The organism is Collinsella sp. CLA-ER-H6, from assembly GCF_040092305.1.
Classification (GTDB): domain Bacteria; phylum Actinomycetota; class Coriobacteriia; order Coriobacteriales; family Coriobacteriaceae; genus Collinsella.
Genome location: NZ_JBBNLS010000022.1, coordinates 1 through 13,248, shown reverse-complemented (window position 1 = coordinate 13,248; position 13,248 = coordinate 1). Strand labels below are relative to the sequence as shown.

Sequence of the window (13,248 nt, the reverse complement as noted above, 5' to 3'; positions counted from 1 at the left end):
TAGCTCCTATTGAGGAAGCTCGATTTCGGCTTCCGACGGGATGCGGAAGTAGGTCTCGGTCCAGTCGGTGAGTTTGTGCTCGAGCTCGCGGGTGATGGCGCCATCGAGCATGCGCCAGGTCCAGTTGCCGCCCAGCGTGGCAGGGGTGTTGATGCGCGCCTCGTTGCCCAAGTTGAGCAGGTCCTGCATGGTGTAGATGCACGTGTCGCTCACGCTGGCTGCGATGGTTCGGTTGAGCGCGTCGGCGATGGGTTCGCCGGCCTGCTGATGGGTGTACAGGGCTGTCTGCTCGCGCTGACGCGGGGTAGCCGTTCCTTCAAACCAGCCGCGTGCCGTCTCGTTGTCGTGAGTGCCCACGTAGGCGACGGTGTTGGCAATGTAGTTGTGCGGCAGGTAGTACGAGTTGGTGCCCTCAAAGGCAAACTGCAGGATCTTCATGCCGGGGAAGCCCGAGTTGTCGCGCATATCGATGACGCCGGGGGTGAGGAAGCCCAGGTCCTCGGCGATGATGGGCAGCGTGCCGAGCTTTTCCTCGAGTGTCTTGAAGAGCTTGAGGCCGGGACCCTGCGTCCACGAACCGTAGGACGAATCAGGCGAGGAGAACGGCACCTCCCAATAGGCCTCGAAGCCGCGGAAGTGATCCAGGCGGATGACGTCGTACATGTCGAGGGCGGCGCGAATGCGGCCCTCCCACCAGGAGAAGCCGTCGGCCTCCATGGCGTCCCAGTCGTAGATGGGGTTGCCCCAGTACTGGCCGGTGGCCGAGAACTGGTCGGGCGGCGTGCCGGCGACGCTCACGGGATTGCCGGCGGCGTCGATCTTAAAGAGCTCAGGTGTCGCCCACATCTCGACGGAGTCACGCGAGACATAGATGGGCAGGTCGCCGATGATGAGAATGTCGCGCTCGTTGGCATAGGCCTTGAGGCGGCTCCACTGGCGATCGAAGAAGTACTGCGTCATCTGGTGGTAGAGCATACGCGCCGGATGGTCGGCGCAGACCTTGGCGGAAGCCTCGCCGCGGGTGCGGAGCTCCGCGGGCCACTCCCAAAACGCCTTGAGACCGCACTCCTCTTTGACGGTCATGAACTCACAGTAGGGGATGAGCCAGTCCTCGTTGGCCTGGATAAAGTCATCGAAATCGGCCGGCTTGTCGGCAGCAAAGCGCTCGGCGGCGCGGTCGAGAATCTGACGGCGGCCGCCAAAGATAGCACCGTAGTCGACATTGCTGGGGTCGGATCCCAGATACACGCCATCGATATCGCGCTGCTCCAGATACCCTGCCTCGATAAGCTCGGCAAAGTCGATAAAGTTGGGGTTGCCTGCGCGGGCCGAGAACGACTGATAGGGCGAATCGCCATAGCTGGTCGTCGTAAGGGGCAGAATCTGCCAGTAATGTTGTTTGCACGAGGCGAGAAAATCGACGAAGTCGTAGGCATTCCGGCCAAAGCCGCCGATTCCGTATGGTCCGGGCAGAGACGAGACGGGCATGAGGACGCCGCTTGCACGCTCCATGAATGCGCTCACCAACCTTCTTGTTGTGGGGTCGGCCTGCCGATGGGTATGCAGTCCGCCTCCGATGTTCTGATTCGATACGCCTATTGTAAAACATGTTGTTTAAACATGTACAGGCAAGATAAAAAAGTTGGTCGATTTTCGGCGAATGGCTACATGCCATGAAAAAGCCCCGACCTCACAACGTGAGATCGGGGCAAGAACGGTATGTAGGTTTTTTCTACTCGGCGTCGGCGAAGCCGTTGGGGTTGTGGCTCTGCCAGTTCCAGCTATCGCGGCACATGTCCGCGATGTCGTACTGGGCCTTCCAGCCCATCATGCGCTCGGCCTTGGAGGCATCGCACCAGTTGGCAGCGATGTCGCCGGCGCGGCGCTCGCGGATCACGTAGGGCAGCTCCTTGCCACAAGCCTTGGAGAAGGCGGCGACGACCTCGAGTACCGAGGTGCCGGTGCCGGTGCCCAGGTTAAAGATCTCGACGCCGGTCTTGCCGTTCATCCAGTTAAGGGCGGCAACGTGACCAGAGGCCAGATCGCACACGTGGATGTAGTCGCGCACGCCGGTGCCGTCGGGGGTGGGGTAGTCGTTGCCAAAGACCTGAACGGCCTCGAGCTTGCCCACGGCGACCTGGGCGACATAGGGCACCAGGTTGTTGGGGATGCCCTTGGGGTCCTCGCCGATCAGGCCCGACGGATGAGCGCCGATGGGGTTGAAGTAACGGAGCAGCACGACGTCCCACTCGGGGTCGGCGGTGTGGACGTCCATAAGGATCTGCTCGATCATCCACTTGGTCCAGCCATAGGGGTTGGTTGCGGGCTTCTTGGGGTCTTCCTCGGTGACGGGCGGGTTGTCCGGGTCGCCGTAGACGGTCGAGGAGCTCGAGAAGATGATGGACTTGCAACCATGGTTGCGCATGACGTCGATGAGCACCAGGGTGTTCTCGATGTTGTTGTGGTAGTACTCGACGGGCTTGCTCACCGACTCGCCGACGGCCTTAAAGCCGGCAAAGTGGATGACACGGTCGATCTGATGGGTATCGAAGATCTTGTTCATCGCATCGCGGTCGAGCACGTTGGCCTCGTAGAAGGTGAGGTTCTTGGCGGCCTCGTCGCCCACGATGGTCTTGACGCGGTCGACGGCGACGGCGCTGGAGTTGGAGAGATCATCGACGATGACGACCTGGTAGCCACCCTCGAGCAGCTGAACGACGGTGTGCGAGCCGATAAAGCCGGCGCCACCGGTAACGAGGACGCAGGTGTCTTTGGGGTCGAGTGCTTTGGACATGTAGTCTCCTATCGAATCAGGAACACTTCTAGAGGGGAGTATAGCGCAGGCGGGGACGCCCAAATGGTGCACTGTAGGAAAAGCAGAGGATTATGTTAACGTACTCATATAAGAGCTTGCTCAATTGTTACCTCAAATTTGACAATTGCTTACGAGCCGCCGACCTTGTAGTTTCCTGCCGTTCGTGGAAATCGTTGGGACGCGCCATATGTACGCTAATATGTATGAGTTGAGCGACATATAAATAAGCATGTAACGGAGTACATATGTCACCAAACAGCGATTCCATCCTTTCCCAGGAGCTCTCGCGCCGCACTGCCCTTAAGGCCCTGTTCGGCGCCGCTTCTGCGGCAGTTCTTTTTGGCCTGCCCACTCGCGCCCATGCGGCGGAGGCTTCCAAAGAAACCACCGATAAACTGAATGCCGCCCAGGCCCAACTCGACGAGGTTCAGGCCCAGCTCGACAGCATCGCAAATGAGTATGCGGCGCTGGCCAACAAGAATGCCCAGACCCTCAACGACATCGAGAATGTCCAGGGCAAGATTGACGACACGCAGTCCCAGATCGATGAAAAGAAGGCCGAGCTCAAGAAGAAGCGCAACGACCTTTCCGATCGCGTGGCCGCCAGCTACAAGTCCGGCGGTACGAATATCCTGTCGCTGCTGCTGGCCTCTGGCTCGTTTGAGGAACTCGTCGCCAACGCGCATTACGTTGAGAAGATCAACAAGAGCGACCGCGATGCCATCGAGGATATCCAGACGATTCAGGCTGAGCTCGACGCGCAGAAGACCGAGCTCGAAGCACAAAAGGCCAACCTGGAGAAACTCAAGGACCAGCAGACGGCTCAGATGCAGGATATGCAGGCCAAGCAGCAAGAAGTCCAGACCGTGCTGAACGGTCTTTCCGACGACGTCAAGGAACTCATGGCTCAGCGCGATTCCGAGATTCTCGCTGCCGCCCAGGCCGAGGAGGCCGCTAGGAAGGCCGCCGCTGCCGCGGCCGCCGCGAACAAGAACAATTCCTACTCGGGTGGTTCGAGCTCGGGCGGTGGATCGTATGCGCCCGGAACTCCGCAGCAGAATGCCGGCTCGGGCAAGCAGCAGGCCGTCGTCAACGCGTGCTACTCCACGCCTTCGCCGGGTCAGAACTGGTGCGCGGCGTGGGTTACCAATGTCTTCCGCAATGCCGGCGTGGGCTATTTTGGCGGCAACGCGTGTGACATGTTCAACGCCTGGTGCTATAGCTCCGACCGCTCGGCGCTGCAGGTGGGCATGATCGTGGCCGATTCCTCGCACAGCGGCACGGGTGCTCCGGGCCTTATCTACGGTCATGTGGGTATCTACGTTGGCGGCGGCATCGTAATGAGCAACGAGGGCGCCATTACGTCTAAGTCGCTTGACTCGTTTATTAGTTTCTATGGTACTGGCTCTGGCGTGCGTTGGGGCTGGCTTGGCGGTATTGCGCTGTCGTAACTGCGGCTTGGTCCGGGACAGTCCGAGAGGCATAAGGTTGCCTGCTCGGGCAGTCCTGCTCGCACGGAGAGCACATTAAGTGCTCTCCGGCTCGTGCGGAACTCGCGATCAACCTTATGCCTCTCGGACTGTCCCGGCCCTCTCGGGTCCTGAGCGCGACACACCGGACTGGGTTATCTGAATAAATATGGTGAAGGCCCCTTTCGGGGCCTTCTTTTTATAAAAATTCGCCTACTCGGTGGACTTCGGGTTCTAGGTCTACGTCGAACTGCTCTTTGACTTTGGCTTGGATGTCGCGGATGAGTTCGTCGACGTCGGCGGCGGTGGCGTGGTCGGCGTTGACGATAAAGCCGCAGTGCTTTTCGCTTACCTGCGCGCCGCCAACGGCGTGTCCTCGCAGGCCGGCATCCATGATGAGCTTGCCGGCAAAGTAACCCTCGGGGCGCTTGAAGGTGGAGCCGGCACTCGGCATGTTGAGCGGTTGCTTGTCCTCGCGACGCTGACGGTAGTCGTCCATGTCGGCCTTGATCATCGCGGCGTTGCCCGGGGCGAGATTGAAAGTGGCCGAAAGCACGATAAAGCCGTCGTCGGCGATGCGGCTCTTGCGATAGCCCAGGTTGAGCTCGTCGGCATCGAATTCGATGATGTTGCCGCTACCGCGGGTGCCGTCGTCGAGCTGGCGAGCGGGTTTGTAGACGCGCACGGACTCCAGCACATCGGCCATGCAGGCACCGTAGGCACCGGCGTTCATGTAGCAGGCGCCGCCGACCGATCCGGGGATACCCGAGATGGGCTCCATACCGGTGAGACCGGCCTCGGCTGCCGCCGCGGCGACGTCAGAAAGCAAGGCGCCGGCTGCTGCCGTGACATGCGTGCCGTCGACCGTAATGTCGGAGAGGCCCTTGCCCAGCGCTACGACGACGCCGCGGATGCCCTTGTCACCGACGAGCAAGTCGGAGCCGTTGCCCACGATGGTGAGTGGCAGATCGCAGCGATAACAGGTATCGAGCGTGGCGACGAGGCCCTGCTCGGTGTCGGGCGTGACGAAGACATCGGCCGGGCCGCCGATCTTAAACGTGGTGTGCTCGCGCATGGGCTCGCTCATGAGTACGTTGTCCTCGCCGGCAACGCCGGCGAGCGCGCAAAGCAGGTCCTCGTTAAAAAAGTCGTTCTCGTGCATACGAATATCCGCCTTTTGGTGGTTGTTGTCATCGATCGATTGCAATATACCCCACCTGGACGGATTTGGTGCGCTGGCGGCGATAAAACAGCCGTCCACCGGATTGGTAAAGTGTTTATCACCGAGGTAGATGGGCAGTCGCTATACTTTCAAGAGATTGCGCGTAAACCCGGAAGGAGCGAGATGGCCAACAAAGTCACCCTCAAGCAGATCGCCCAGGAGGTGGGGCTTTCCCCTTCGTCGGTCTCGCTTGTTCTCAATAATCGGCCCTGTCGCATCTCGGAAGAAAACCGCAGGCTCATCAAGGAGGTTGCGGCGCGCAACCACTATGTTCCTAACCAGATCGCGCGCAGCCTGGTCATGCGCGAGTCGCGCACCTTAGGCCTGATCGTTCCCAATATCGAGAGTCGCTTTTTTGCCTCGCTCGCCGGCAGCTTGGAAAAGCGCTGCCGCGAGGACGGCTATGCACTCTTTATTACCAGCTCGGGTGGAAGCGCCGATGACGATCTGGAACTGCTACGCCAGCTGGTGACGCGCGGCGTCGACGGCGTCTTTCTGGTGGTGGGTGACGAGTTCTCCGACGATCGCGCCCTGCGCGAGGAAGTGAGCCATCTGCCTATCCCTGCCGTGATGGTCGACCGTGCCATTGAGGGACTCGAGTGCGACAAGGTGATGTTCGACCACGAGATGGGCGGCTACATGGCTACGCGGTATCTGATCGAGCAGGGTCATCGCCGCATCGCCTGTCTGGTTAACGCGCGTCGCTCCAATACGGGCCGCAAGCGACTCGCCGGTTACGAGCGCGCGCTGCGCGAGGTGGGACTGCCCATCGACGCGCGCCTGGAGTTTGAGAGCGAATATTACATCCCGAGCGCCTACGAGGCCTCGGAGGCCGTGCTTGCAACCGATGCCACCGCCGTGTTTGCAAGCTCGGATAACATTGCCCTCGGTCTGCTCAAGCGCTTGCACGAGATGGGGAAGAGCATCCCAGGCGATATCTCGGTCGTAAGCTATGACAACTCGGCGGCCGACGTTCTCTTTGAGCCGGCGCTGACTGCGATTGAGCAGGATCCCGGTGTCCTTGCGGAGCATGCTTTTGCCTGCATGTCCAAGCGTCTTGCCGGTAGGGGCGGTAGACGTGCCGAAGAGGTCGTTCTGGAACCGGCGCTTATCGTGAAGGGCAGTGTGCTTGATCTTACCGAATATAGCTAAGCGCACTTGTTTGTTTGCATAGATTGCATGCGGAGTGTCCGCTATTTGCCGGCGGGGCCGGGGAGGCATACTTTGTTTTGAGAAGTTCGCGGAGCCCACTTCTCAAAACAAAGTATACCTCCCCGGCCCTCGTCCGTGAACTTTTCCGCTGGGCGAGCCATAGACGCCGCGTACCGATAGGGTAAGGCAGCGGCTTGAAATTGGTGCTATATTCAGCTTGAGTTGTTTAATGCTAGTACGGGAGGCTGATATGGGGCTGTTCAAGAAGAAAAACCCGCAGGATGCCTTTGATCCCGATGTGTTTACCATCACGGATACGATTTTGGACCCGCCGCGGTTTACGTTTTTGCCGGCTATCTACCAGGATGCCACGCGCCGCAAGTGGGCCGTGCGTCAGCGCGGTGCGACCCCGAGGATTTTTGACTATGCGGACGTGTTGCAGTGCGAAGTGGCCGAGGCGGGCGATCCGGAGGCCGAGGAAGTGGCCTCAAAACAGGAATTTGCCCAGCGTATCCTGGCAAATCCTGCCAAGGCGGCGAAAATAAACGCTGCCAAGCGTAATATGTGTCTTGGTATGGGCGTTGTTGTGGCGGTTCAGACGGGAAAAGACGAGGTTTCCAAATTAGAGATTCCCGTTATGACCGACGAAGTCAAACGCGATTCAAGTCTATATAAGTCGTATCGGAATGTCGCCGAGAAGATCAAGGCCGAATTTGATGCCATGGGAGGGCTGGTCTAATTTTGGCGGCATACGTTTCTGAATGAGGAGTCTGTGCAATGGCAGGCGAATCTTATGCAATTCCCCCCAAAGATCGTGCTGTTGAGGGAATTCTTTGGTATATCCAGCACCACCAGCTTGCCGGCGGCGATCGCCTGCCGGCTGAGCGCGTGCTGTGCGAAGAGATTGGCGTTTCGCGTACGGCGTTACGCGCCGGTATCACGCGGCTCATCTCGTGTGGAACGCTCGAGAGCCGTCGCGGATCGGGTACGTATGTGTGTCCTCCCAAGCCGCTGAATATCTTCCAGGAAACGTATAACTTTTCCGATGCTGTGCGGACTGCCGGCCTGCACCCCTCTTCTCGTCTGGTTTCCACCGGGACCATCGAGGCGGATGAGGCGCTTGCCGACAAGCTTGGGGTGGCTGTGGGCGCTCCTTTACTCCGCATGCAGCGCATTCGACTTATAGAGGGCGAGCCGGCGTCAATCGAGACCGCTCACGTTAACCTGTCCCTGTGCCCCGCGCTTCCCGAGCACGATTTTGAGTGTGAGAGCCTTTACGATGTCTTGCTTAAAGAAGGTGGCGTGCGTGTTGAGCATGGACGTGAGCATATCTCCATCTCGCGTTTGAACGCCGAAGAGGCCGAGCTGCTCCAGCAAGAAGAGGGAACGCCGGTGTTCTATGAGAGCTCGATCGAATTTGATAAGGACATGCGTTTTGTGGAGCATTGCAAATCGGTGATTTTGCCCACAAAGTTCCGCTTTGCCGATAACGGCGAAGAGAACGGCATGAGGAGCGTGGCAGGTGAACAATGGCTGAAACAGTAGATGCCACCCCGGTTTATATGCGCATTCGACGCCGCATCGAGGAACGTATCGAGCGCGGTATATATCCCACGGGTTCCATGATTCCGTCCGAAAAAGACCTTGCCGAGGAATTTGGTACGACACGCTTGACCATCCGAAGCGCTGTCGATGAGCTGGTTCGGCGCGGGCAGATTCGCCGTGTTCGGGGAAAAGGTGCCTTTGTGGCGCAGAAAGTACCTGCTTTTTTTGAACGCACGGTCGGTTTCCGTGAATCGGTCCGTGCTTCGGGCGGCGAGCCGTCCGTCCGTATTCTCGCGCGTTCCAAGCGTTATGCGGGGCCATATTACGCCGACCTGTTTGGCATCGCCGAGGACGACCTGCTCTATTCCGTTCGACGCCTGAACTGCATAAACGGTAGCCCCGTATCGATTGAGACGGCGCTGATTCCCTGCCTGCTGTTCCCAACCATCGAAGATATTGACGTGTCGGTCTTCAGTTTGTACGAGACCTATGAGATGCTGGGCCGAAAGCCAGTCATGGCACAGGAAAAGCTCGATATCGAAGCGCTGGGCGCACGAGATGCCGGCCTCCTTGGACTGGAACAGGGCGATCTTGTTTTGCTTTTGGAATGCGTGAGCTATGACGCGAGCGGTCAGGCTATCGAGTATGTAAAGTCCTTCAATCGTGGCGATACGGGCGGCTACACCTATACGTACTAGCTGGTATTTTGTGAATAACGGCAGGGAAACTAACCAGTTTTGATCGTTGGGTCAGCTGTATATACAACCTTACAGGGCTCAAAATCGACCGTTCGCCGATGGGGATAAATTAATCGACAAAGAGGTATCAAAAAGACGTAACCTGTAACTGTGATTGGTATCAAATACTAATGATTTATTACGAGGTGAGACGATGAAGATGCTCGATTACGTTCAGCTTGCCCATGTGCGTATGGGGGAGAACCTCGAGCGTTCGTCTGAGCTGGTAGCGCAGCTCGTTGATATTTTCCAGTCCGGTTCTTTTGACGCGCTGCGCATCGTTGCTTCGGGTTCGTCGCGCCATGCCGCCGATTGCGCCCGCGATTACCTGCAAGATGCCCTGCAAATGCAGGTGTCCGTTGTGACGCCCGAGGCCTTCGTTGATTTTGAACACACCTATCCGCAGCATGCGCTCAACATCGCCGTCTCGCAGAGTGGCTATTCGACCAATACGATTGCGGCGCTCGATTACATGCGCGCACACGATATGGCTGCAGTTGCGCTCACGGCAAACGTCGAGGCGCCCATCAAGGAGCACGCTGACATCGTTCTTGACTACGGTGTGGGCGTCGAGTCGGTGGACTTTGTGACTCTGGGCGTTGAGGTTCTCGTTGAGTACCTGGTGCTCTTTGGTATCTACGGCGGTCAGGCGCGCGGAACGATTGACGCCAAGGGCGTTGCCCAGCGTCTTGACGACCTGCGCGAGGCTATCCATGCCAATGCCGTGATGTGCAAGACCGCCGAGGCATATGTCCAAGAACACATGCTCGAGCTTTCTGAGCACACGCCCGCCATGGTCGTCGGCAACGGCCCCAACTACGGTGTTGCCGAGGAGGCAGCGCTCAAGCTGAGCGAGACCATCAAGATTCCTGCCATGCATCACGAGGGCGAGGAGTTTGTTCACGGTCCCGAGATGCAGATCGTTCCGGGCTATCTGGTGTTTATCGTCGACGATCCGCAGGGGTCGGAGCGTCTTGCGAATATCGCCGATGCGCTATCGAATGTTACGACAAAAACGGTGCTGCTCACGGCCCATCCCAGGGGTAGGGCTCACGAGGTTGCGGTGCCTCAGGTGGCTCCGCTGCTCAGCGCAATTCCCAATCTCGTGTTCTTCCAGACGATTGCGGCGATGATCGCCGAACGTCTGAAGTCATGGGACGTGCACCCGTATCTCGATGCTGTCTCCAAGCAAATGGAGGTCAAGGCAGAGGGCTACGAAGAGTCAGTCAATGCGCTTAAGGCCAAAGCGGCCGAGCGTTACGGAATGTAAGCGGGTTTGATGCCCGTTGGCATGGGGGATGTGGAAACAACCCCAGAAAGGAGAGACAAATGAAGGAAACCGAGAAGATCGAGATCATGCATTTCGACCAGGAGGGCTATCTCGAGGACGGTAAGGCGCTCTACGAGACCGGCAAGAAGATGACCGCGCTCGCCGACAAGGTCGCCGACGAGGGCTATGACGCCGTGTTCCTGATGGGCGTCGGCGGCACCTGGGACGAGCTCATGCAGCTCGAGTACCTCATGAACAAGTTCGGCGACCGCGACCTCGAGGTCTACCTGATCCACGCCGCCGAGTGGAACGCCATGGGCCACAAGCGCATGACCGATAAGTCCGTCGTGCTGACCGCCTCCGAGTCCGGCACCACCCCCGAGGTCCTCGAGGCCGTCAAGAAGATGAAGGACATGGGCGTGCGCGTCTACGCCATGACCAAGCCCGAGGGCCCCATCGGCCAGGCTGTGGGTGCCGAGAACTGCGTCGCCATGGCTTCTGACCATGGTTCGGGCGGCTGCGAGAAGGGCTACTACCTCGCCGACTGCTTCGGCCTGCGCCTGCTCAACCGCCGCGGCTGCTTCCCCAAGTTCGATTTGTTTATCGAGCAGACCAAGGACATCTGGAAGGACATGCTCGACATCCGCAAGCGCTTCGAGCCGCGCGCCGAGGAGCTCGCCAAGAAGTACGCCCTGGCCCCCTACACCATGTTCATCGGCTCCGGCGCCCTGTGGGGCGAGACGATCCTGTTCTCGATGTGCATCCTCGAGGAGATGCAGTGGAAGCGCACCCGCTACATCACCTCGGCCGACTTCTTCCACGGCACCCTCGAGCTCGTGGAGCCCGGCGTCCCCGTGTTCCTGTTCATGGGCGAGGACGAGAACCGCAAGCTCGACGAGCGCGTCCGCGCCTTCCTGACCCGCGGCGTGACCGGCGACACCGACATCAACATCATCGACACCGCCGAGTTCGCGATCCCCGGCCTTGACGACGAGTTCCGCGTCATCGTCTCCCCGTGGATTCTGACGGTGCTCGTGACCGACCGCCTGGCTCGCTACTACGAGACGGTCACCAAGCACAACCTCAGGTATCGTCGCTACTATCACCAGTTCGACTACTAAAAAACGGGTGTGGGAACGTGCCGGGCTATTGAGAGGAACACAGAATGAGACAGTACATCATCGCCAGCCATGCGCACTTCGCTACCGGCATCAAGGAGAGCGTCGAGCTGCTCTCGGGCGCTCGCGACAACGTCCACGATCTTTCGATGTTCGTCGATGGCCGCATGGACGTGGCCGAGGAGGCCCAAAAACTGCTGGCAGGCATGTCTGCTGACGATGATGTCGTTGTCTGCACCGACCTCTTTGGCGGCAGCGTCAACAACGAGTTCACCAAGATCGTCCAGACGCGTCCCCGCACGTACCTCGTTACCAACATGAACCTTCCTCTCCTCATCCAGCTGCTGTTCTCTGACGAGTCGGCGCCGGTTGAGGAGACGATTCGCGCCATCGTCGCTGCGGACGATACGCGCGTGAAGTTTGTCAACGATCTTTTGGTCGATGGCGACGAGGAAGAAGAGTTCTAATCCGCAGCACCTACTGACACGCCGTAAGACGGCACAAGACCTTTGGGGGGTCACATTATGATTCAGCTACTTCGCGTTGACCATCGCCTGCTTCATGGCCAGGTCGCAGTTTCCTGGGTTCAGGGCCTTGGCTCCAACTGCATCTTCTGCGTGGGCGATAAGGTCGCTAACGACCCGGTGTGGAAGACGACGCTCAAGATGGGCAAGCCTGCCGGCTGCAAGCTCGTCATCAAAGATATGGAGCATGCAATCGAAGCTATCAACTCGGGCGTGACCGACAAGTACAAGATGATCATCTGTGTCGCCACTATTGCTGAGGCAAAGCAGCTTGTTGAGGGCTGCCCGCAGATCAAGTCGGTCAACCTGGGCAACACCAAGCCAAAGGACGAGAAGCGTCCCGATGCTCGTCAGGTCTCTCGTCAGATCTTCCTGACTGCGGCCGAGGAAGCCGATGTGCGCGAGATGCTGGATCGTGGCGTCGAGGTCGAGATTCGACCCCTGGCCGACGACCCCAAGGTCGACTGCGCCAGCGTGCTCTAGGCGTTCAATTTCGAAGAGTCTGAGCTCTTCGTAGTGTCCTATTAGGAAAGGGGGATATATGCTTACCCAGGCAATCCTCATCGGACTTATCGCCGCATTTGGTAAGTTCGACTGCCAGCTCGGTACGCTCTATGCGTTCCGCCCCATCGCCCTGTGCCCGCTCGTGGGCCTGGTGCTGGGGGACCTGCAGTCCGGCCTCGCGATCGGTGCGAGTCTGGAGCTGCTGTTCATGGGCTCGATCTCCATCGGCGCCTACGTGCCGCCTGATGAGACGATCGGCGGCGTGCTCGCCTGCGCCTTCGCTATCCAGCTGGGCCAGAGCACCGAGGCAGCCATCGCGCTTGCCATGCCCATCGCCACGCTGTGCCTTGCCATCAAGAACATCCTTAACGCCGCCCTGCCGATCCTGGTCGACCGCGCTGATGTTTTCTCTGCCCAGGGCAACCTTAAGGGTGTCTATGCGATGCACTTCCTGATCGGTTTGACCGGTATCATCATGGCGTTCCTGCTGTGCTCGCTGTCGTTCTATCTGGGTGCTGACGCCATCCAGGGCCTGCTCGACTTCATCCCGCCCTTTGTCCTTGCTGGCTTTGGCGTTGCCGCCAACATCTTGCCGGCCATGGGCTTCGCCATGCTCGGCCGCCTGGTGCTCACCAAGCAGCTCGTGCCCTTCTACTTCCTGGGCTTCCTGCTGTGCTCCTACGCCAACGTGCCCGTCCTGGGCGTCGCCCTGATCGCCATCATCATCGGCATCGACAAGTTCGACCTGCTCGGCCTGGGCGGAGACCAGCCCCAGCTCTCCGCGGAAGGGGATGAGGACGATGACTTCTAGTCCCGAGAACAAGATCACGCGCTCCGACCTCGTCAAGAGCGCCGTCAACGTCGGCGCCCTGGGCATGGAGTTCTCCTGGAC

At 59.1% G+C, this 13,248-nt stretch carries 13 protein-coding genes; 10 read left to right on the top strand and 3 right to left on the bottom strand.

Translation table 11 applies throughout. The annotated features are described in order from the left end of the window. Positions 1 to 6: 6 nt before the first annotated feature. Positions 7 to 1,524: a 4-alpha-glucanotransferase gene (malQ, locus tag AAAX77_RS09055; RefSeq protein WP_349105924.1), complete on the bottom strand. Its 1,518-nt coding sequence runs from the start codon at positions 1,522 to 1,524 to the stop codon at positions 7 to 9. A 208-nt stretch (positions 1,525 to 1,732) separates the two neighbouring features. Continuing rightward, positions 1,733 to 2,794 carry a UDP-glucose 4-epimerase GalE gene (gene galE / locus AAAX77_RS09050; RefSeq protein ID WP_006235870.1) on the bottom strand — a complete coding sequence of 354 codons (1,062 nt, stop codon included), beginning with the start codon at positions 2,792 to 2,794 and terminating at the stop codon, positions 1,733 to 1,735. Positions 2,795 to 3,060: 266 nt separating this feature from the next. On the opposite strand from galE, the gene AAAX77_RS09045 reads away from it, so the two are divergent. Then, a complete protein-coding gene (locus tag AAAX77_RS09045; protein ID WP_349105922.1) occupies positions 3,061 to 4,266 on the top strand; it encodes a hypothetical protein in 1,206 nt (401 codons plus the stop codon). 217 nt (positions 4,267 to 4,483) lie between these two features. Here the strand turns inward: AAAX77_RS09045 and murB are convergent, their stop codons facing one another. Then, positions 4,484 to 5,446 (bottom strand): UDP-N-acetylmuramate dehydrogenase, encoded by a 963-nt coding sequence (gene murB / locus AAAX77_RS09040; RefSeq protein WP_349105921.1) that lies wholly within the window; start codon positions 5,444 to 5,446, stop codon positions 4,484 to 4,486. A 183-nt stretch (positions 5,447 to 5,629) separates the two neighbouring features. Between murB and AAAX77_RS09035 the strand changes: the two genes are divergently transcribed. From AAAX77_RS09035 to AAAX77_RS08995, 9 genes are all read left to right on the top strand, one after another. Then, a complete protein-coding gene (locus AAAX77_RS09035) occupies positions 5,630 to 6,658 on the top strand; it encodes a LacI family DNA-binding transcriptional regulator (RefSeq protein ID WP_349105918.1) in 1,029 nt (342 codons plus the stop codon). A gap of 250 nt (positions 6,659 to 6,908) precedes the next feature. Beyond that, positions 6,909 to 7,397: a hypothetical protein gene (locus AAAX77_RS09030; RefSeq protein ID WP_349105916.1), complete on the top strand. Its 489-nt coding sequence runs from the start codon at positions 6,909 to 6,911 to the stop codon at positions 7,395 to 7,397. A 38-nt stretch (positions 7,398 to 7,435) separates the two neighbouring features. Beyond that, a complete protein-coding gene (locus tag AAAX77_RS09025) occupies positions 7,436 to 8,203 on the top strand; it encodes a GntR family transcriptional regulator (RefSeq protein WP_196022646.1) in 768 nt (255 codons plus the stop codon). Then, positions 8,188 to 8,901: a GntR family transcriptional regulator gene (locus AAAX77_RS09020; RefSeq protein WP_250787564.1), complete on the top strand. Its 714-nt coding sequence runs from the start codon at positions 8,188 to 8,190 to the stop codon at positions 8,899 to 8,901. Before AAAX77_RS09025 ends, AAAX77_RS09020 begins: the two co-directional genes overlap by 16 nt. A 193-nt stretch (positions 8,902 to 9,094) precedes the next feature. Next, the gene (locus tag AAAX77_RS09015; RefSeq protein ID WP_349105914.1) at positions 9,095 to 10,210 is read left to right on the top strand and encodes an SIS domain-containing protein; all 1,116 of its coding nucleotides are present in this window, start codon (positions 9,095 to 9,097) and stop codon (positions 10,208 to 10,210) included. A gap of 59 nt (positions 10,211 to 10,269) precedes the next feature. Continuing rightward, complete coding sequence (locus AAAX77_RS09010) at positions 10,270 to 11,331, top strand: SIS domain-containing protein (RefSeq protein ID WP_349105912.1); 1,062 nt, start codon at positions 10,270 to 10,272, stop codon at positions 11,329 to 11,331. A 44-nt stretch (positions 11,332 to 11,375) separates the two neighbouring features. Continuing rightward, complete coding sequence (locus AAAX77_RS09005; RefSeq protein ID WP_138374549.1) at positions 11,376 to 11,795, top strand: PTS fructose transporter subunit IIA; 420 nt, start codon at positions 11,376 to 11,378, stop codon at positions 11,793 to 11,795. A 57-nt stretch (positions 11,796 to 11,852) separates the two neighbouring features. Next, positions 11,853 to 12,335 (top strand): PTS sugar transporter subunit IIB, encoded by a 483-nt coding sequence (locus AAAX77_RS09000; protein WP_099432286.1) that lies wholly within the window; start codon positions 11,853 to 11,855, stop codon positions 12,333 to 12,335. Positions 12,336 to 12,393: 58 nt separating this feature from the next. Beyond that, a complete protein-coding gene (locus AAAX77_RS08995) occupies positions 12,394 to 13,167 on the top strand; it encodes a PTS sugar transporter subunit IIC (RefSeq protein ID WP_349105910.1) in 774 nt (257 codons plus the stop codon). Positions 13,168 to 13,248: the final 81 nt, after the last annotated feature.